Source organism: Thiomicrorhabdus sp. 6S3-12, assembly GCF_017571475.1.
Taxonomy (GTDB): domain Bacteria; phylum Pseudomonadota; class Gammaproteobacteria; order Thiomicrospirales; family Thiomicrospiraceae; genus Thiomicrorhabdus.
On record NZ_JAGETW010000001.1, the window covers coordinates 610,979 to 630,199 of the forward strand.

Annotated in this window: 20 protein-coding genes; 6 read left to right on the forward strand and 14 right to left on the reverse strand. The window is 47.5% G+C overall.

What is annotated here, in order from left to right; translation table 11 throughout:
* The first annotated feature begins 158 nt into the window (after positions 1-158).
* The 3 genes from J3999_RS02815 (at position 159) to J3999_RS02825 (ending at position 2,829) form a co-directional block, all read left to right on the forward strand.
* On the forward strand, positions 159-626 hold the full coding sequence (locus J3999_RS02815; RefSeq protein WP_208126441.1) for a hypothetical protein: 468 nt from the start codon (positions 159-161) through the stop codon (positions 624-626).
* Positions 623-1,816, forward strand: coding sequence for a tetratricopeptide repeat protein (locus J3999_RS02820; RefSeq protein WP_208126442.1), 1,194 nt, complete (start codon positions 623-625; stop codon positions 1,814-1,816). The genes J3999_RS02815 and J3999_RS02820 overlap by 4 nt, the downstream gene beginning before the upstream one ends.
* Before the next feature lie 155 nt (positions 1,817-1,971).
* Entirely contained in the window at positions 1,972-2,829 is an 858-nt protein-coding gene (locus tag J3999_RS02825; RefSeq protein WP_208126443.1) for an HDOD domain-containing protein, read from the forward strand.
* A gap of 13 nt (positions 2,830-2,842) precedes the next feature.
* Here the strand turns inward: J3999_RS02825 and J3999_RS02830 are convergent, their stop codons facing one another.
* From J3999_RS02830 to J3999_RS02840, 3 genes are all read right to left on the reverse strand, one after another.
* Positions 2,843-3,640, reverse strand: coding sequence for an HAD family hydrolase (locus J3999_RS02830; protein WP_208126444.1), 798 nt, complete (start codon positions 3,638-3,640; stop codon positions 2,843-2,845).
* Positions 3,641-3,839: 199 nt separating this feature from the next.
* Positions 3,840-4,346: a ferritin gene (locus J3999_RS02835; protein WP_208126445.1), complete on the reverse strand. Its 507-nt coding sequence runs from the start codon at positions 4,344-4,346 to the stop codon at positions 3,840-3,842.
* Between the two features lie 126 nt (positions 4,347-4,472).
* On the reverse strand, positions 4,473-5,879 hold the full coding sequence (locus J3999_RS02840) for a GGDEF domain-containing protein (protein ID WP_208126446.1): 1,407 nt from the start codon (positions 5,877-5,879) through the stop codon (positions 4,473-4,475).
* 259 nt (positions 5,880-6,138) lie between these two features.
* Here J3999_RS02840 and J3999_RS11860 point away from each other — a divergent pair, with 259 nt between their 5' ends.
* Together J3999_RS11860 and J3999_RS02855 are read left to right on the forward strand one after the other, a co-directional pair.
* Entirely contained in the window at positions 6,139-8,406 is a 2,268-nt protein-coding gene (locus J3999_RS11860) for an ATP-dependent DNA helicase RecG (protein ID WP_243755250.1), read from the forward strand.
* Positions 8,407-8,418: 12 nt separating this feature from the next.
* Entirely contained in the window at positions 8,419-8,955 is a 537-nt protein-coding gene (locus J3999_RS02855) for a chorismate lyase (RefSeq protein ID WP_208126447.1), read from the forward strand.
* Positions 8,956-8,959: 4 nt separating this feature from the next.
* On the opposite strand, the gene J3999_RS02860 is transcribed toward J3999_RS02855, so the two are convergent.
* A complete protein-coding gene (locus J3999_RS02860; RefSeq protein ID WP_208126448.1) occupies positions 8,960-9,964 on the reverse strand; it encodes a hypothetical protein in 1,005 nt (334 codons plus the stop codon).
* Positions 9,965-10,074: 110 nt separating this feature from the next.
* Between J3999_RS02860 and J3999_RS02865 the strand changes: the two genes are divergently transcribed.
* On the forward strand, positions 10,075-10,575 hold the full coding sequence (locus J3999_RS02865; protein ID WP_208126449.1) for a hypothetical protein: 501 nt from the start codon (positions 10,075-10,077) through the stop codon (positions 10,573-10,575).
* Between the two features lie 4 nt (positions 10,576-10,579).
* Here the strand turns inward: J3999_RS02865 and ubiA are convergent, their stop codons facing one another.
* The 10 genes from ubiA to atpE all read right to left on the reverse strand — a co-directional run bounded on the left by ubiA (position 10,580) and on the right by atpE (position 19,118).
* Positions 10,580-11,434, reverse strand: coding sequence for a 4-hydroxybenzoate octaprenyltransferase (gene ubiA, locus J3999_RS02870; RefSeq protein WP_208126450.1), 855 nt, complete (start codon positions 11,432-11,434; stop codon positions 10,580-10,582).
* 74 nt (positions 11,435-11,508) lie between these two features.
* Complete coding sequence (locus J3999_RS02875; protein WP_173286788.1) at positions 11,509-11,760, reverse strand: hypothetical protein; 252 nt, start codon at positions 11,758-11,760, stop codon at positions 11,509-11,511.
* A gap of 70 nt (positions 11,761-11,830) precedes the next feature.
* On the reverse strand, positions 11,831-13,195 hold the full coding sequence (gene glmU / locus J3999_RS02880; protein ID WP_208126451.1) for a bifunctional UDP-N-acetylglucosamine diphosphorylase/glucosamine-1-phosphate N-acetyltransferase GlmU: 1,365 nt from the start codon (positions 13,193-13,195) through the stop codon (positions 11,831-11,833).
* A gap of 254 nt (positions 13,196-13,449) precedes the next feature.
* Complete coding sequence (locus tag J3999_RS02885) at positions 13,450-13,884, reverse strand: F0F1 ATP synthase subunit epsilon (protein WP_208126452.1); 435 nt, start codon at positions 13,882-13,884, stop codon at positions 13,450-13,452.
* 6 nt (positions 13,885-13,890) lie between these two features.
* Positions 13,891-15,273, reverse strand: a complete 1,383-nt coding sequence (gene atpD, locus J3999_RS02890) for a F0F1 ATP synthase subunit beta (RefSeq protein ID WP_208126503.1) — start codon at positions 15,271-15,273, stop codon at positions 13,891-13,893.
* Positions 15,274-15,301: 28 nt separating this feature from the next.
* Positions 15,302-16,165 carry a F0F1 ATP synthase subunit gamma gene (atpG, locus tag J3999_RS02895; RefSeq protein ID WP_208126453.1) on the reverse strand — a complete coding sequence of 288 codons (864 nt, stop codon included), beginning with the start codon at positions 16,163-16,165 and terminating at the stop codon, positions 15,302-15,304.
* Positions 16,166-16,181: 16 nt separating this feature from the next.
* Entirely contained in the window at positions 16,182-17,723 is a 1,542-nt protein-coding gene (gene atpA / locus J3999_RS02900; RefSeq protein ID WP_173286798.1) for a F0F1 ATP synthase subunit alpha, read from the reverse strand.
* Between the two features lie 15 nt (positions 17,724-17,738).
* The gene (locus tag J3999_RS02905; RefSeq protein WP_208126454.1) at positions 17,739-18,275 is read right to left on the reverse strand and encodes a F0F1 ATP synthase subunit delta; all 537 of its coding nucleotides are present in this window, start codon (positions 18,273-18,275) and stop codon (positions 17,739-17,741) included.
* Between the two features lie 15 nt (positions 18,276-18,290).
* Complete coding sequence (locus J3999_RS02910) at positions 18,291-18,761, reverse strand: F0F1 ATP synthase subunit B (protein WP_173286802.1); 471 nt, start codon at positions 18,759-18,761, stop codon at positions 18,291-18,293.
* Positions 18,762-18,827: 66 nt separating this feature from the next.
* A complete protein-coding gene (atpE, locus tag J3999_RS02915) occupies positions 18,828-19,118 on the reverse strand; it encodes a F0F1 ATP synthase subunit C (RefSeq protein WP_019557536.1) in 291 nt (96 codons plus the stop codon).
* Between the last annotated feature and the right edge of the window lie 103 nt (positions 19,119-19,221).

Genomic DNA, 19,221 nt, shown 5'->3' on the forward strand with positions numbered 1-19,221 from the left:
GCTTTCCCCTCTTGCTCCCCCAAATTTTCCAAACTCAATTTTGATTTCAGACAAATTCCGAAAATAAATAGTTTTATACAATAAAAGCTCGTTTTAAATTGGCAAAAAAGCGCACGACGCATTGCGATCTTTTCTGCTCTCAAGGCACAAGGCTTTTCATGACGAGCAAAACCTCTTTTCGCAATCCTCTTCTAATAATCACACGGATCGTCTTATGGATCGCCGGAGCTGCTTATTATTTTCTGGCATCCGTCGGACTGGGAATGGCTTTTTCGCTGCAAGACTTTCAATACGACACGCATTTTCTTACCGTCGCTTCAATCGGTACCGCCTCTTTGATCACTATGGGTACTGCGGCTTACTTCAGCAAAGATTATTTCTCACAACTGATCTCTTTCGGACTTGCCGCTACTTTTCTCTTCTATGGAATTTATAACGCCTTGGAACTGATTGAAGAGAATAACACGGCCTTTTCAGTCTGGCTGGTGTCCGTCGGCAGCCTGTTCATCCCTCCGCTCTTGTGGATGATCTGGCCGTTTAAACATTTGAAAAAAATCTACTTCGCAAACAAAGCAACCCGCCTTCTACACAAAACCAAAACGCACTTTAACAAGAGAAAATCATGATGAATAAATGGCTACTAACTCTTCTGACAACACTTTTACTGAGCACAAATTCATTCGCAGACTTTGACTTTGAGAAGGCCTGTAATGAAGGTCGAGGGGATGCCTGTTCAGTAGCCGCTCTGGCCTATCAAAAGAAAAACAATAACAGCAAAGCATTAGAGTTCTTCCAAAAAGGCTGCATCTATCGAGATGCAAATTCATGCGCCAAGAGCGCTTTAATGTACGAATCGGGGAGAGGTGTTAATAAAAACACTGCTAAAGCAGTCGATTTTTACGGTAAAGCCTGTGAGTATGGCGATACGGATAGCTGTAACTATCTCGGCGCCAAATACTACAATGGCGATGGCATTAAACAGAACGTTGCCATGTCGATTAAGTTGTTTCAAACCGCCTGTAACGGAGGTAATGCAGATGGCTGCCAAAACGTAATTAAACTCTATCAGGCGTACTGCGATGGCGGTCATGCCTTTAGTTGTAATGCGCTTGGAGCCATGTATTTTAAAGGCCAGGGGGTTAATAAAAATGCAGGCAGAGCAGCGGAACTTGTTGTTAAATCCTGTAATCTTGGCGATGCCAACGGCTGCTATCTCAGCGGCATCGCTTATGAACAGGGCGTAGGAGGAACACAAAACCTCAATACGGCCCTGCAATATTATCAAAAGAGCTGCCAAATGCAGAATGACAAAGGCTGTAAGGCAGCTCAAAAGCTTCAGTCAACGACTCAGGAGCCCAAACAGCCTAGCAGCCAAAGTCATTCTCAAGCACCTGTAGCGAAGCCTGAACAGGCAACAAAGCCTGCAACGATTACCGACCATCGACAACAAAACGAAACCGAAGCGTTTTACTCACAAGCGCTTAAATTAGCGAATACTACCGAAGGCTGTAACCGCGAGGCTTACGACCTGTTCAAACAGGCCGCCAATCAAGGACATATCGAAGCGAGCAATACCCTTGCTTTCTACGCGGCTAAAGGCTTTTGTGAGGCTAAAAGCTACTCACGCATGATCCACTGGTATGAGAATGCGGCAAATCACGGTGACACCAACGCCATGTTCACCCTAGGAAAAATTTATGAAGAAGGGGATTACGACCAGCATGCGGACAAAGACAAGGCTCTCTACTGGTTTGAAAAGTGTGCAAAACAGGGAAAACAAGGCTGCCAGAAAGCATACAATCGACTTAGAAGGTAATCCAGCTTCTGAATTGAGTTTGAAAAATACCTCTCGATCGATTGATTTTCCTGCCTTGCTGCTCGCAAATTGACAACGCTCGGCGCAGCAAACAATTTTCCTCGAGTAGGCAGATCACCTATAATCGGACTCACTCATTTTCAGGGATGATTACAATGCCTACCTATGGAACTCAGGTTCAAGTTGCCCGCAAATTAATTAAGCAGATCGATATTCCAATCCTTCCTGACGAACTTGTTCAGTTGCAACAACTCCTGCAACAACATGAGATGCCAAGCATAAAGAAGCTGGTTGAACTGATCAGCCGTAACCCCTATCTTGCCGCAGAATTAATCTCTCTTGCCAATACGTCTATTTTCAATAGCAAGATGATTCCCGTACAAGATCTCGAAAGCGCGCTTTTTCGGCTCGGAATTAACAATCTGCGCGATTACGTAACCTCGATACATATCAAAAAGAATTTTCTGGAAAACTCTCTTAGCGGCTTGAGTTACCACAGCCAGATAATTGCTGAGATCACCAGTCTAATCGCGCTCGAAACTAATTTACTTAAACCCTCAGAAGCTTATCTGCTCGGTTTAATTCACGATATCGGTTCTTTTGCCATTCACAAGATGGATGAAAATTACGGCATGACGTTCCATCACAGCCATCAAAGCTTTCATGCGGCCAACGATCATGACTGCAAAAAATACGGCACCTCTCATAGCGCCCTCGGCTATGTGATCGCCCACGAGCTGCATCTTCCGAAATTAATTGCACATACGATTCTTCTGCACCACGAACAACATACCATGCGGATAAAAGAGGCCGATTTGCGCAGAAACGTTGCCTTGCTCAAAATGGCTCACTTTCTGGAAATGGATTTACGCTTCAAGAACTCCAAACAAGCCAATACTCACCGCAACTGTGCCGACGAACAGGAACAGATAGAGCGCTGTTTAGCCGTATTGGGACTCAACCAACAACACTTGAAGCAAATCGATTCCCGTCTGGCTCAGCTGAATCCTTAACTCCTGCGGAGCCTTACTCACTCAGCAGATTCTGTTGCAAATAGAGCGCCACCCCCTCCTCGGCATTGCTTAATGCCTGGTCAGCGTATGGAACCTGTTCTTTCAAAGCCTCATTGGCATTGGCCATAACCACCGGACGGCCGACCCACTGCAACATATCAATATCGTTAAAGCCGTCACCGAAAGCCACCACCTCGGAGGAGTCAATACCTCTCTCGGAACAAAGCTGGGCGAGCGCTTTCCCTTTGGACACCCCCTTATTCATTACTTCCAGATAGATTTCCGTCGTAAAAGTGATGTAAAGCTGATCTCCCAAAGCTTCTTTTAATTTGCGCTCAAGCGGAACCAGTTTGGCATGCGGCGCATTGAAGTAGAATTTGTCGATGTGCTCGGGATCCAGTTCGGAAAAATCCACTCGCTGATACTCAAAACCGGACGCCTTGTGTATATCCAACAGCGGTTTGTTTTCCTCTTCGACCAGCCAGACATCGCCCTGATAGATATTACGATGCACTGCATAGTCTGCCGAAATATCCAACACCTTGGCAACCAGCTCTTGCGGAATATGGTTTTCGTACAACAGCCTTCCGTGATGATCGTGAATGCGAGCGCCGTTGGAAGTGATGAAACTGACCGGAACTTTAATCTTCTGGGCAATCAGGTAGACATCCTGAAAATGACGGCCGGTGGCAATCATCAGCTCACACCCTCTGGCGTATAAAGCCTGCAGAGTTCGAACCGTTAAATCACCGATCTGGTGATCTGAATTTAATAAAGTCCCATCTAAATCTATTACAACCAATCGAGCCATCAATGACTTCCCTAAAGATATAGATTATTATCTATGAAAAATTGAATAACGTTAAATTTTTATAGAACCTTACCAGAATTTTAGGGTTTTTAGGAGTCTTATAAACGGTGACCTCAGCTCTACCTTACTTCGTCAGGCATAAAAAAAGCGCTCGGGAACCGCTTGTCCCGACCACTTATAATCCTTGGCAGGCTTGTGTTTAATGCGCTGCGGCCAAGCGCTGTAAATAATTATCCATAATATGCAACGTCTGTCCCGGCTCACCGTCAAAGCCGAGCATTTCCGCTTTACCGAGAACCTTGCCGAATAAAACCTCTTCTTCATGCTGTTCAGCAATGAACCATTCGATGAAATTGAAGGTCGTATAGTCCTCTTTCTCAAAGGCGGTTTTGGCAATCTGCTTAATCATCGCAGTCACTTTCTTCTCATGCTTGAAGGCCGCTTTGAGAACTTCCATCAGATTATCGTATTCGCTCGGCGGCTTCGGAATCTCCTCGATCGTGACCGGCGCACCGCATTCGGCCATATAGTTAAAAATCTTGTCCATATGTTCGCGCTCTTCAAGACTATGGCCTCGAAAGAATTCCGCCGCTCCATCCAGACCTTCGCCTTCCGCCCAGGCACACATCTGAAGATAAATATTCGAAGCATAAAACTCCGCGTTGACCTGTCTGTTCAACAGCTTTTTGATCTTTTTACTTAACATCTCCGCCTCCTTCGACATCAGGCATCAAACTGACGCCCTTTCCTGCTTGTCTTAAACCCGGTTTTCCAATCACTCCAATTTTCTGTTCTCTGCACGCCTCCCGTCAGTCTCCCTCCGGACAGCAGTCTAAATCTGCTCACGCGCCTGTTTATTGCGCTTTTTCTGCTCATACATCGCTTTGTCCGCTTGTCTGAGAATCTCGTCAGCACCTTCCATTTTCGGTAATAGAAGAATCCAGCCGATACTGATATGGCAGACGATCTGATTACCGTCAATCTCATAGGGTTCGTTCAACAAACGCTGATAACGCTCGGTCATATCACGCAGCTGGGCAACCGCGGACTCCGGAGGCGTTGCCAACCCCTGAAACAGAATCACGAACTCATCCCCCCCCAAACGGGCAACCAGATCATCGATACGGGTGTATTTCTGAAGTCGAATGGCAAACGCCTGTAACAGCTTATCCCCCATATCATGCCCATAGCGGTCATTTACCGGTTTAAAATCATCCAAATCCAAATACATCAAACCGGATTGAATTCCTTCGTTCTGCAAGTTTCTCAGCGCTTCCCCCGCTCCCTGAATCAGCATTCGGCGATTCGCCAAGCCAGTCAGTTCGTCATGCATGGAAAGATGGTTCAGTCGTCTGAACAGGTGCCCCTGATGCTTTTCATGGTGCATTGCAAACCATAACAGCCCCGACCAAAGTACGACGAAAACACTCCAGACGACTGCGGCATGCCAAATAAGGTGCTGAGCAAAATGTTTGAGAATCAGCGGATTTTCAACAACGGCTACATCCCATAGTGTATTGGCCACCGCCACCTTAGCGGCTATTCTTCGGGTTTCATCTTCCTGCAAAAAATAGGGTCTGCTTAAACTCTCCCGCGTGCCTTCGGCAGTCACTTCTATCAGCCCCTGACGGTCGCTTCTCAACAAATACACTTCGTGCTGAGAAATTTGGCTTTCCCTGAGCGCTGCGGACAGAGGTTTGGGACTGAAACTCATAAAAAAGACCAATTTTTTCTGATTCCATAGAACCGGAAAAATCATATCGAAATGGTAATTGCCGGGCTGAGGATGGAGATAGGCCTTGTAGTCGTAGTATTGCGTTTGCAGACTTAAGATCTCGGCGCTCTTTTCCAGATCCTGACGACAGACGTCACTGACAAAGAAATCCAGGTTCGACCATAAAATCTCGCCATGCTCGTCGGCGATACCGAATCCGATCATTGAAGGGAAATAAAGTTTGAAGCGAGCAAACAACGACTGCTGCAATTCGTCGATGCTGTGATAGGTTTCCAGCTCTCTGAGCCATAAATCATCCAGTGAAATAGCGATCATACTGTCTCGCAATGCATTCACCCGAGATTCAATATCTTTGGCGGTGATTTCTGCCTGCTTGCGCATAATAAAGTGCTGATGCTCGACAAATTGCCGCTTTTCAACTTGCACACGCCATCCCAAAGCAACTGTAACCAGTACCAGCAGCAAAATCATCAGCGTGACAAATAGAGCGGTTGAGCGACGCATAGGCACCTCTTTATCTCAACAGACAACTCTTACGAGCAATCAAAAGAGGAAAAATACAGCGTAAATGATTTTCATCTTTATCATCAATAGTACGTAAAATATACCCAATGATCAAGAAACCGACTCATAATGTAAGCTTGTCACGGCTGCATCCATATAAATAAAGTCTTTCCACGTGAAACACCGTCGTGGCAAGCAGCCGCCAAGTCAATAAAGTTTTTGATAAAATTTTCGCCAATCCCGAAAAGAAACGACGTCAATGTTAGAGAGCAATTCACTGGATACCCTAAAAGGGGTTGGTCCGAAACAACTGGAAAAACTGCATAAACTCGGATTGTTTACGATCCAGGATCTGCTGCTCCATCTGCCATTGCGCTATCAGGATAAAACCCGGCTAACGCCGATCGACTCCCTTCTGGTAGGTGTGGAAGCACAGACCGAAGGAACCATTATTTCCCAAGCAATGACTCGAGGCGGGCGCAACAGCTTATTGGTTACCATCCAGTCACCCGGCGGAGCCTGTCTGACGCTGCGTTTCTTTCACTATCATTATCGCCAGGCACAGAGTTTCACCCGCGGTAAAACCGTGCGTGTCTACGGCGAAGTCCGTTCCGGCCCGAATGGACTGGAAATGGTTCACCCCCACTACCAGTTTATTAATCTGGAAAACCCGAAACCTCTGGACAGCACGCTTACACCGGTGTACCCGACGACGGAAGGACTCGGACAACCCAGCATTGTCAAACTGATTACTCAGGCGTTGGACCTCGTCAAATCCTCGCCGCTTCCGGAATTACTGCCGTCTAATCTTTTACAGGAACTGCAATTACCGGATCTTAATCAGGCCATAGTCACTCTGCATCAGCCGCAGGCGTCGGATGACCTTGTGTCCATTAAGCAATTCTGCCATCCCGCGCAACAACGCCTGATTCTGGAGGAATTAATCAGCCAGCAGATCGGTTTACAGAAACTGCGCCAGGAAGAACAAAAACGGCTCGCCCCTGCCTTTCCCCCAAGCCAAAAAGTGAATGCATTGCTCGCCTCCCTGCCGTTCTCGCTGACCGGAGCACAGCAAAGGGTTCTGGATGAAATCGGGCACGATTTAAAACGCCAGCACCCGATGCAGCGCCTGGTTCAGGGCGACGTCGGTTCGGGCAAAACGGTCGTTGCGGCCATTGCGGCCATCCAGGCCGCCGAAGCCGGCTATCAGGTGGCGATCATGGCTCCGACCGAAATCCTTGCCGAACAACACCTCAATGCGTTTCAGGAATGGCTGGAACCGCTGGATATTTCAGTCGCCTGGTTAAACGGTCGAATGAAAGCGGCCGAAAAACGGCTGATGCTGGCGCAGGTGGAAAGCGGCGCAGCCAACGTCGTTGTCGGTACGCACGCACTGTTTCAGGATGCGGTCAACTTCAGTAAACTCGGCCTCGTCATTATCGACGAGCAACACCGTTTTGGCGTCCACCAACGGCTCACTTTGCAGCAAAAAGGGCAAAAGATCGTTCTCGAAGGCGAAGAAAGCGACAAAGAATCAGTGGGAGATAATTTGCTGAAGGTCGAGGCAAATAAACCCTATAACGACGGATTTTTGAGTCCGATTGAGGCGGACGAAGCACCCGTAGCGGAATGTACTCACGGTGTACATGAGCAACGGAAGGCTGAGTCCAACAATGATCTGGCTCAAAAAGACAAGTTAGAAGTGCATCCACACCAGTTGATTATGACCGCAACCCCTATCCCCAGAACTCTGGCAATGACCGCTTACGGCGATCTCGATCTGTCGGTAATCGACGAGTTACCGCCGGGCCGAAAACCGATCGAAACCGCCGTCATGAGCAACACCAAGCGTGATGAACTAATGGAACACCTGTATGCCAAATGTACACAGGGTGTGCAGGCATACTGGGTGTGTCCGCTGATCGAAGAATCCGAACTTCTGCATGCTCAGGCAGCCGAAGTGACGGCCACGCAATTTACCGACCGCTGGCCTGACCTGCGGGTCGGTCTGGTTCACGGTCGTTTGAAAGGGGACGAAAAAGCGCTGGTGATGAATGCATTCAAGCAGCATGATCTTGATCTGCTGGTCGCGACGACCGTGATAGAGGTCGGGGTAAATGTTCCGAATGCCAGCCTGATGATTATCGAAAATGCCGAACGCCTGGGACTTGCTCAATTGCATCAACTGCGCGGTCGGGTTGGACGAGGCGAAAAGCAGAGCCACTGCGTACTGCTCTATCAACCACCTTTGTCGACCACCGGCAAGGCACGCTTAAATATTATGCGCGAAACCAACGACGGCTTTAGAATTGCCGAAGAGGATCTTAAAATCCGCGGACCGGGCGAAATTCTCGGCACGCGTCAGACTGGAGGACTTCAGCTGCGAATCGCCGACCTGCAACGCGACGCGCGCTTTATCCCCCTTGCCCAAGAATACAGTGCCTTAATGCTGCATAATGATCCGCAAAGAGTCGACGCCCTGCAACATAGATGGATCGGCCATCGAGTCGAGTACCAGAATGCCTAGAGAGTTTTTACTATGCCTTTGAGTGGATCAACGCCTTCGGAGAAGCGATGGTATGCGGACGCCCTGCTAAACCGCATTACAGCGCAACCACGACAGAAATCCTGGTTACGCACGCCAAAGTCGCTGACGCGGAGAATCCGCCAACACTGCCCGCAGATGCAGGTTAAAGTCCTAAAACAGGAATTCGCCCTGGCCTATGAAGACGAACGCCAGGCGCTTGGACTGCAAAAGAACCAGCGGGTATGGCTCAGAGAGGTTTTACTGCAATGTGACGGGAAAAACTGGGTCTTTGCACGTACTGTAATCCCTTATTTCAAAAGCGGTAATCCTTGGTTGATGCTGCAGAAACTTGGTACCCAGCCTCTCGGAGAAGTTCTTTTTGATATCAAACAAATCTGCCGCAGCGATTTCCGTTTTCAGCATTTTCCTAAGCAGCGCTTACCGCTGGATGCCTATTTACGCCACGCCAGACGGTCTGTTTTCTGGCACGATACCCATAGCGACTTCCCGCTCCTGCTGACCGAAGTTTTCCTGCACAAAATGCCGTAAGCATTCAGGACTTACTGAAAAGCATTTCCAACATAAAGCTGATACTGAACTCCGGTTGTTCGAAGTCATCCTCGGAAAACCAGCTCAAGCGGGGTTGCATTTCGGCGAACAGCCATTCCTGATAAAGCTTTTCCCGCCAATTCATTCCCAGCGTCACCTGATCCTGGTTAAAGGTGTCTGTATGAATGTTTCCTTTGACCTCAATAAAGTAAGAGCGAATCCGGTGCGGATTGATCTGATAAAAAACCGTACCCCGCTGACGTAGTTCATAAAGATTTTCGTCATATAACCAGGTTCCACGCGTTTCGCTACGAAACAGATTATGCTCGGTCGGATAGTCGAAAACCTGAGTAATTTTCCAGACAAAGTGGCTCATACGTTCATAAATAAAGTCCTGACTGGTCCGACTCGTCAAACCGCTATCAAACTTGGATCTGTAACGGTGGCGCCAGCGCACATAAGGATTGGGGCGGGTTTCGTCGAATTTAAGACCGACATCGAACTGCAGCAGGAAGTTGGCGCTACTGTTGACCAGATACTGAGCGGCGAAAGTTGTGCGCTGCGGCACCGCAGTATCGTCTCTGACCGGTTTCGATTCAAGTGAACCGATCCCGTCATCCTCAACATCGGGATCGCTTTCGTCAAACGACGAAATCAAAAACTTAACTCTTTTGCGCCAGCGCGGCAGGTCAATATACACTCGGAAATTCGGGCGACTGCGTAAAGTCCCGTTATCATAGAAGGTTACCGGAAAATACAGCTTGAGCTTACTTCCCTTGCGTTGAATTTCCAGTGTTTCATCGCCGAGAAAACGATCGACACGATCTCCAACATCATCCAGATAATCGGTCACATCGTATTTCAGACCGACCAGGCGTTCAATCGCCTCCACAACCATTCCGGGGTGATAGTCTTCAAACAGATATTTAGGCTCTTTTTCCGGCCCACTGAGTACCTCTTCCGCCTGAACCTGAGTCGCGACCAAAACGCCACAAAACAGCATAGACACGGCCAACACCTGCCGACGGAACCCGACAGTAGCAAACAACCGTTTTATGGTGCGGTTTTGGTACAATAGCGCCCCCTGCAGGAAGAAAACAAATACGCGGAAATTCAATAGTGAGTGATCAAATCAATCAGATTCAGGCAACATTTAACGCTTTCGAAGACAGAATACTCTTAAAGTTTAAAACCCTCAACGATCATGTCTATCAAGCGTGGGTCACGCGCCGTTTCTGTAAATTGCTTTTACCGGCACTGCACGGTTTGCATCCGGTGACCAGCGAACCGCTATTCGATCTTGATAACGCTACCGGCGACGACAACGCGGACGATCGGTCGCAGTTCATGGGCGACTATTCGAATGAGTACGAAGCGCCAGAAAACCCGACCTACCCGCTTGGCGAAGAACCGATTCTGCTGGCAAAGATCCGTTTCCAAGATCTGGATAAAGAACTGGCCACTTTTATTCTTGAACCACACAAGGGCCAAGGACTGATTTTACCTTTTCATCCGGATCTCATCGGCCCGATGCTAAAAATCATCAGTGAAGCGGTCGCTAATGCCGAATGGGATCTCGGTCAGGAAATGGGCGTCCCTAAAAGCCAGATGCTGCAGTAAGGCACTAACACGCTTTATCGAGAATAATACCGGCAAGAATAATAACGCCGACCCAGTGATTCTGCAGGAAGACTCTGAAGGCCGTCTGCGCACAGCCTGAGGCCAGACGTTTGAGATCATACACAAACCACAAAGCGGCAATCAGCAGACTCCCGTAGTACAAAATGCCCATCTCGAATGCCTGGCCTGCAAAATATAACAGAGCCAGCATCATAAGCTCAAAAAAGCCAATCCAGTAGACTAACTTATCGCCGAACAGAATCGCCGTCGATTTAATCCCGACTTTCAAATCGTCCGGCATATCGCCGACCGCATAAGCTGTATCGTAGATCAGAGACCAGATCAGTGTCGCCGCGTACAGCAGCCAGGCTGCAGTCGGTACATCTCCGTCCACGGCCGCAAACGCCATTGGGATCGCCCATGCAAACGCCGCCCCCAGAAAGGCTTGCGGCCAATAAGTATGGCGTTTCATAAAAGGATAAAGTGCCGCCAGAGCAACCGCAGCGAAAGAGAGCCAGATCGTTAGGGTATTAAGGGTTAAGACCAGCCCGAAAGCAAACAGGCAGAGTATCGCAAAAAAGCCCAAAGCCTCTTTGGAACTTAAAACGCCAGTCGCCAACGGACGGCAACAGGTACGAGCAACCTGACCGTCGAAGTTGCGATCCGCGTAATCGTTAATGACGCAACCGGCCGAGCGCATCAGCACCGAACCGAGAATAAACACCGTCAGAATCCATAAATCCGGCATGCCGTCAGCGGCAATCCACAGCGCCCATAAAGCGGGCCATAAAACCAGATAAATCCCAATGGGACGATTAACACGGGTCAGGTCGATATAAGCTTGCAGTTTCGGCGTCATATTACACAATCAGGGACAAAATCTAGGAATTTGCCGCTAATTATAACTGATCGCCAAAACGGTAATGGAAGGACTTAGGCGGCCTCGATAAAAGCATCGATTTCCGGACGCACAGCCGCAGACATCTCTAGGTTAGCCTGCGCCTTTCCTTGATGATCTTCATAGTGCATAGTGACTTTATAGTCGCCTTTTTTCCACTGAATGACATAGCCATAACCGCATAATTCGGTCTGACCGACATCCTGATGGGCAACTTCCCAACCGTTTGCGGACATATAGTCACGCAACGGCTCGCATTTGATCGGATCGATGTTTAGATACTGCATAGTAATTCCCGAAAGTTGAATTCTTAGTACCGAACGGCGAGCACATCATGCACCAACGAACAGCTTAAAACTATTTTTTAACCGGCTTGACCCAGTTTTTAATGGTTAACTGTTTGGAGCGAGACAATGTCAGCATTTCGGCAGGCACCTCTTTGGTGATGGTGGATCCTGCACCAATCGTGGCACCGTCTCCCACCTTTACTGGTGCAACAAGCTGGGTGTCGGAGCCGACAAAAACGTTATCGCCGATTTCCGTCAGGTGCTTGTTGACGCCGTCATAATTACAGGTAATTGTGCCGGCTCCTACGTTACAGCCTGATCCCATCAGGGTATCGCCGACATAACTCAAATGATTAACTTTGGATCCCTTGCCGATTTTGGCCTTTTTGGTCTCGACAAAGTTTCCGATACGAACTTCATCAGCCAGATCTGTGCCAGGGCGCAATCGAGCATAAGGGCCGACAGAGACCTTCTCTCCCACGACACACTCTTCAAGATGGCTGAACGGATGAATAACCGTGCCCGCGGCAATGGTCACGCTTTTCAAAATACAATTGGCGCCGACTTGGACATTGTCGCCAAGAATCACGTCGCCTTCAAAGATGACGTTCGCATCGATCTGTACGTCTTGACCGACTGTTACCGAGCCACGGATATCAAGGCGTGAAGCGTCAATCAGGGTCACCCCCTGAGTCATCAGTTGATTCGCCAATTGCATTTGATACTGGCGTTCTAAAGCCTGCAATTGCGCCTTGTCATTGACACCCAGCACTTCAATTTCCGCAGCCGGCTGAGTAGTTTGCACCGTATAGTCATCGGCAACGCACATGGCGATAATGTCCGTCAGGTAATACTCGCCTTGTGCATTCTGATTACTGAGCTTAGCCAACCATCCTTTCAAGTGCGCGCCTTTAGCGGCCAGAATACCGGTATTGACTTCCTTGATTGCCAGCTGATCGGTACTTGCGTCTTTCTGCTCGACAATAGCCTGAACCGCCAAGTGCTGATCACGGACAATACGACCATAACCGCTCGGATTATCAAGATTAATGGTCAACAGTGCCAGAGGATGTTGTTCTGAAACAAGCGCTAACAGGTCTTCAAGTGTCGATTGCGCGGTAAGGGGCACATCCCCATACAAAATCAAAACCGTGTCATTGTCATCGATTTCAGGTACCGCCTGCTGAACAGCATGCCCTGTTCCCAATTGCTCTGTCTGAGCAACAAAATAGATAGCCTGCTCCGCCATAGCTTCTTCGACCAAATGCGACTGATGACCGACTACGGTCAATATCTGTTCTGCTTGCAGACACTGGGCCGTATTAACGACATGCTGCAATAACGGCTGACCCGCAAGCGGCTGTAAAACTTTCGGTAAAGAAGAACGCATACGAGTACCCTTACCCGCAGCCAAAATGACGACTTTTAATGCCATAGATAATCCAGTTATTTAACTTTGCGTAAATCAATAAACACTAATCTTAATGCCCATAGATTTAAACAAAAAGTATTTTATCTATTACTGTTAGATTCTTTGTGATGGATTGTGGTGCAAGGCCGAGGAAAGGTAAGTGAGTATAGAAATCTATACGACACGTCCTTGACGAAGAGATTGCCCGCAAGCCGCGCAAATAATCAACAAGGAAAAAAAAAGCGGGCACAAGGCCCGCTTCTTTACAGGGGTAACAATTAAGCCAACCCAGTCTTATGCAAACGATCACGCAATTTGCTGATCGCTTGAATTTGCCCTACAGCTTCCGCTAGTTCAATCTGAGCACGAGCAATGTCGGTTTCAGATTTAGCGTTCTGCATGGCTTCTTCAGCTGCGCGCTTAGCTTCTTCAGCTTGAGCTTGATCTAGGTCAGCTGCTCGAATAGCGGTATCCGCAAGGATCGTCACCACACTTGGCTGAATTTCGATAATGCCACCGTTAACGTAGAAGATACCTTCTTCGTCACCAGTAACAACGCGAACTGCGCCCGGCTTAAGCGAGCTTAAAAACTGGGTATGGTGAGGAAGGATACCAACCTCACCATCGGCAGCCTGTGCGAAGACCTGCTCTGCTTTACCAGAGAAGATTAAACCCTCCGCACTAACAACATCTACTTGCATTGAGACTGCCATAATTAATTACCCTTGGTATTTTTTCGCGTTCTCTAGAACTTCGTCGATGTCCCCAGCGTACATAAACGCTTTTTCAGGAACATCGTCTAGTTCACCAGATGCGATCATTTTGAATCCACGGATAGTTTCTTTCAGTGGAACATAACGACCATCTTCACCAGTGAAAACTTTCGCTACGAAGTATGGCTGAGAGAAGAAACGCTGCATCTTACGAGCACGTGCAACTAGGTTGCGGTCTTCTTCAGAAAGTTCATCCATACCTAGGATCGCGATGATGTCTTTCAACTCTTTATAACGCTGCAGAGTCTGCTGAACGTTACGTGCAACTTCATAGTGCTCTTGACCAACAACTAGAGGGTCAAGCTGACGTGAAGTAGAGTCTAGTGGATCGATCGCAGGGTAGATACCTTGTTCAGCGATACCACGGTTAAGTACAACAGTCGCATCCAAGTGAGCGAAGGTAGTAGCTGGAGCAGGGTCAGTCAAGTCATCCGCAGGTACATATACCGCTTGGATAGACGTGATAGAACCAGTCTTAGTTGAAGTGATACGCTCCTGAACCTGACCCATCTCTTCAGCTAGGTTAGGCTGGTAACCTACCGCAGAAGGTAGACGACCTAGAAGTGCAGATACCTCAGTACCAGCTAGAGTGTAACGGTAGATGTTATCTACGAAGAATAGAACATCACGACCTTCATCACGGAAGAACTCAGCCATGGTTAGACCGGTTAGAGCAACACGTAGACGGTTACCTGGTGGCTCATTCATCTGACCATATACCAGGGCAACTTTATCAAGAACGTCTGACTCTTCCATCTCGTAGTAGAAGTCGTTACCTTCACGAGTACGCTCACCAACACCAGCGAATACAGAGTAACCACTGTGCTCGATAGCGATGTTACGGATAAGCTCCATCATGTTTACGGTTTTACCAACACCGGCACCACCGAATAGACCAACTTTACCACCTTTCGCGAAAGGACAAATAAGGTCGATAACTTTAACACCTGTTTCTAGTAGATCTTGAGAAGCCGCTAGCTCGTCAAATGCTGGAGCTGTACGGTGAATAACCATTTTTTGCTCAGCTTCTACTGGACCAGCCATATCGATCGCGTTACCAAGAACGTCGAAGATACGACCTAGTGTTGCTTTACCTACTGGTACTGAAATCGCTTCACCAGTATTTTTTACAGACATGCCACGCTTAAGACCGTCAGAAGCACCCATCGCGATACCGCGAACAGTGTCATCACCGATCTGCTGTTGAACTTCGATCGTTAGACCGGTTTCTTCAACAATCAACGCGTCATAGATTTTTGGTAAATCAGCACCTTTAAACTCGACGTCTACAACGGCGCCGATAACTTGTACGATTTTTCCGTTCATAATCTTTAACCTTTTATTGAAACTTTCAAACTTAAACAGCCGCTGTACCAGCAACGATTTCTGAAATTTCAGCTGTGATCGCAGCTTGACGCGCCTTGTTGTAAGACAGCTTCAATTCATTGATCATTTCGCCTGCGTTGTCGGTTGCGTTCTTCATCGCAATCATACGAGCACCTTGCTCACATGCTGCGTTTTCAACCACAGAACCGAAAACGGTAGCCTCAACATAACGACGCATCAACAGATCAAGTGCTGTTTTTGCATCCGGCTCGTAAAGGTAATCCCAACGAGAGTTGTCATGTTTCTCTTCAGCTTGCAATGGAACCAATTGAGTAACAGTCGGATCTTGCGACATAGTGTTTACGAATACGTTAGACGCAATATAAACTTCGTCAATTTCACCGGCATCGAACTTATCAAGAACGATTTTAACTGTACCAACTAAGTCCTCAATGTGAGGGGTATCACCTAGATCAGAAACAGAAGCGACAACATTACCACCGTAAGAACGGAAGAAAGTTTTTGCTTTGTTACCGACCAGGGCAAGTTCAACCTCAACACCAGCTTCTTGCCAAGCTTTCATCTTTGGCAAGATTTTACGGAATAAGTTTGAGTTTAAACCACCACAAAGACCTCGATCAGAAGAGACTACGATCAAGCCAACGCGCTTAACGTTGTCACGTGTCTGAGTATAAGGATGCTTATACTCAGGGTGAGCTGCCGCTACGTGGCTGATCACTCTCTTCACTTTTTCGACGTATGGCTGAGTCGCTTCCATGCGTGATTGTGCTCTACGCATTTTAGACGCCGCAACCATCTCCATGGCTTTGGTGATTTTTTTGGTATTCGTTACGGAACCAATTTTGGCTCGTATTTCTTTACTACCGCCTGCCATGGCCTACTCCTTACTCTTAGTAAACGCCGTTCGCTTTGAACTCTTCGATGCAAGCTTTAAGCTCAGCAGCGATATCATCGTTCCAAGCGCCACCATCGTTGATCTTAGCGGCTAGGTCAGCGTGTGCAGAGTTCATGTGTGCGTGCATACCAGCTTCAAACGCAAGAACTTTTTCAACTTCTACATCGTCAAGAAAACCTTCATTTGCAGCAAACAGAGAAGCAGCCATCTCAGCGATTGTAAGCGGAGCAAATTGCTTCTGCTTCATAAGCTCAGTTACGCGCTTACCACGCTCTAGCTGTGCTTTAGTTGTCGCATCTAGATCAGAAGCAAACTGTGCGAATGCCGCAAGTTCACGGTACTGAGCCAAATCAAGACGGATACCACCACCAAGCTTCTTGATCGCTTTAGTCTGTGCAGCACCACCAACACGGGATACAGATAGACCAGCGTTAACCGCAGGACGGATACCCTGTGAGAACATTGAAGTCTCAAGGAAGATCTGACCGTCAGTGATCGAGATAACGTTAGTAGGTACGAAAGCAGATACGTCACCCGCTTGAGTTTCAATAATAGGAAGAGCAGTCAAAGAACCAGTCTTACCTTTTACTTCACCGTTAGTGAAACGTTCTACGTAGTCTTCGCTTACACGAGCAGCACGCTCAAGTAGACGTGAGTGTAGGTAGAAGATATCACCAGGGAATGCTTCACGCCCAGGAGGACGACGAAGTAGTAGTGAGATTTGACGGTAAGCTTGCGCTTGTTTAGTCAAGTCATCATAGATGATCAGCGCATCTTCACCACGGTCACGGTAGTACTCACCCATTGCACAACCAGCGTATGCCGCCAGGTATTGTAGTGCTGCTGGATCAGAAGCGTTAGCCGCAACGATAACAGTGTTTTCCATCGCGCCAGTTTCTTCCAGCTTACGACGTACGTTGTTAACAGTAGATGCTTTTTGACCCATCGCAACGTATACACATTTCACACCAGTGTTCTTCTGTGAAATGATTGCATCGATTGCGATAGCAGTTTTACCGATCTGACGGTCACCGATGATCAACTCACGCTGACCACGACCGATTGGAATCATTGAGTCGATAGACTTGATACCAGTCATCATTGGCTGGTCAACCGATTTACGGTCGATAACACCAGGAGCTATACGCTCGATAGGTGAAGTGATTTTAGCGTCGATTGGACCTTTACCGTCGATTGCACGACCAAGACCGTCAACAACGCGGCCCATCATTTCCGGACCAACTGGTACTTCTAGGATCTTACCGGTACAAGTTACCTTGTCACCTTCAGAAATGTGTTTGTATTCACCAAGAACAACAACACCGATAGAGTCACGCTCAAGGTTAAGCGCCATACCGAAAGTGTTCTCGTCAAATTGAACCATCTCACCATACATTACATCTGACACACCGTGAACACGTGCGATACCATCTGCGATGCTAACGACTGTTCCTTCGCTGCCAGACTCAGCTGCACCTTCAAAACCTTTGATACGGTCTTTGATCAGGCTGCTGATTTCAGAGGCATTCAATTGCATGTTTGTTCCTCTCCATTATTGGGCGATTGCTGCGCCAAGTTTGTTCAGTTGCGTAAGTGCCGAGCCGTCTAGCGCCCAGTCACCGACTTTGATCTTAATGCCGCCGACCAGTGAAGGATCAACTTCATAACTGATCTCAACTTCGGCATCAAACTTAGCATTTAAAGCAGCACTTAATTTATTCTTCTGCTCATCCGTTACGTCGAAAGCTGAAACAACGGTCGCGCGAACGCGTTTCTCTTCTTCGGCTTTAAGAATCTCAAATTGCTCAGCAACTTCAGACATAGCCGGAAGACGTTTGTTATCAGCCATAGCAGTCAACAGGTTCTTGCCTTGTTCAGTCAGACCTTCACCCATTACCGCAGCATAAATCCCAAGGATTTCTGCTTCAGTACGTGAAGGATCATTTAGCACATCCTGCATAGCGGCATCATTTGTGATGGCTGCAAGATTTGCTAGCTGTTCTGACCAAGCTGCAAGTGTTTGCTCTTCTTTAGCTAGAGCAAAGACCGCTTCTGCGTAAGGTCTTGCAATTTTCATTAATTCTGCCATAGAGCTTCCCCTAGATTAGATTTGTTTTACTAGGGCTTCTAGCATGTCGTTATGCGCAGCAGCGTTAACTTCTTTACCTAGAATTTTCTCTGCACCAGATACGGCAATCGTTGCAACTTCTTTACGTAGTTGCTCTCTTGCACGACTTACTTCTTGCTCTATTTCTGCTTGGGCGGAAGCTTTAATACGTTCTGCTTCTTCAGTCGCTTTGACTTTAGCATCTTCTACGATTTCAGAACCGCGCTTTTCAGCTTGGCTTAGAACGTTTTGAGCTTGAGCTTTTGCTTCTTTAAGGACTTCTTTAGCCTTCTGTTCAGCTAGCTCCAACTCATGCTTACCTTTCTCAGCAGCAGAAAGTCCGTCAGCGATTTTCTTCTGACGCTCTTCCATTAACTTCGAAAGTGGCCCCCACAGCACCTTGTTCACAAACCAGATCAATAGCACAAATGCAATAATCTGGATGAGAAGCGTTGCGTTAATACTCACAGTGGTTACCTCGCCATTCGTTTAAGTAATTAAAAAATTAATTAGATACAGTTTCCACGCTTAGGATTAAGCACCTAGAGCAGCAGTCATTGCACCAACGAATGGGTTAGCGAATAGGAACCACATTGCGAAAGCTAGGATAATGAATGGGAAAGATTCCATAAGACCAGCGAAGATGAACATGTTAGTCATAAGCGCAGGACGCATTTCAGGCTGACGAGCAATACCTTCTAGAGTTTTAGAACAGATTAGACCCCAACCGATTGCTGAACCCAAACCAGCAGCAGCCAAGATAACACCTACACCAATAGCAGTTGCAGCGTAGATATCAGCGATCATAGTAGCAGTTACTTCCATCGATTTTCTCCAAAGTTTAAAGTTAGAAAAGTTAATAGTTAAAAAAAAGCTTTTTACTTAGGCATCCTTGCGAAAACTTAAGTAGGTGCGCTTAAACCCTGTT

What these genes read in the sequence shown, in the direction of transcription:
- J3999_RS02815 (WP_208126441.1), top strand. Translation starts at nt 159, where the DNA reads ATGACGAGCAAAACCTCTTTTCGCAATCCTCTTCTAATAATCACACGG.
- J3999_RS02820 (WP_208126442.1), top strand. Translation starts at nt 623, where the DNA reads ATGATGAATAAATGGCTACTAACTCTTCTGACAACACTTTTACTGAGC.
- J3999_RS02825 (WP_208126443.1), top strand. Translation starts at nt 1,972, where the DNA reads ATGCCTACCTATGGAACTCAGGTTCAAGTTGCCCGCAAATTAATTAAG.
- J3999_RS02830 (WP_208126444.1), bottom strand. Translation starts at nt 3,640, where the DNA reads ATGGCTCGATTGGTTGTAATAGATTTAGATGGGACTTTATTAAATTCA.
- J3999_RS02835 (WP_208126445.1), bottom strand. Translation starts at nt 4,346, where the DNA reads ATGTTAAGTAAAAAGATCAAAAAGCTGTTGAACAGACAGGTCAACGCG.
- J3999_RS02840 (WP_208126446.1), bottom strand. Translation starts at nt 5,879, where the DNA reads ATGCGTCGCTCAACCGCTCTATTTGTCACGCTGATGATTTTGCTGCTG.
- J3999_RS11860 (WP_243755250.1), top strand. Translation starts at nt 6,139, where the DNA reads ATGTTAGAGAGCAATTCACTGGATACCCTAAAAGGGGTTGGTCCGAAA.
- J3999_RS02855 (WP_208126447.1), top strand. Translation starts at nt 8,419, where the DNA reads ATGCCTTTGAGTGGATCAACGCCTTCGGAGAAGCGATGGTATGCGGAC.
- ubiA (WP_208126450.1), bottom strand. Translation starts at nt 11,434, where the DNA reads ATGACGCCGAAACTGCAAGCTTATATCGACCTGACCCGTGTTAATCGT.
- J3999_RS02875 (WP_173286788.1), bottom strand. Translation starts at nt 11,760, where the DNA reads ATGCAGTATCTAAACATCGATCCGATCAAATGCGAGCCGTTGCGTGAC.
- glmU (WP_208126451.1), bottom strand. Translation starts at nt 13,195, where the DNA reads ATGGCATTAAAAGTCGTCATTTTGGCTGCGGGTAAGGGTACTCGTATG.
- J3999_RS02885 (WP_208126452.1), bottom strand. Translation starts at nt 13,884, where the DNA reads ATGGCAGTCTCAATGCAAGTAGATGTTGTTAGTGCGGAGGGTTTAATC.
- atpG (WP_208126453.1), bottom strand. Translation starts at nt 16,165, where the DNA reads ATGGCAGGCGGTAGTAAAGAAATACGAGCCAAAATTGGTTCCGTAACG.
- atpA (WP_173286798.1), bottom strand. Translation starts at nt 17,723, where the DNA reads ATGCAATTGAATGCCTCTGAAATCAGCAGCCTGATCAAAGACCGTATC.
- J3999_RS02905 (WP_208126454.1), bottom strand. Translation starts at nt 18,275, where the DNA reads ATGGCAGAATTAATGAAAATTGCAAGACCTTACGCAGAAGCGGTCTTT.
- atpE (WP_019557536.1), bottom strand. Translation starts at nt 19,118, where the DNA reads ATGGAAGTAACTGCTACTATGATCGCTGATATCTACGCTGCAACTGCT.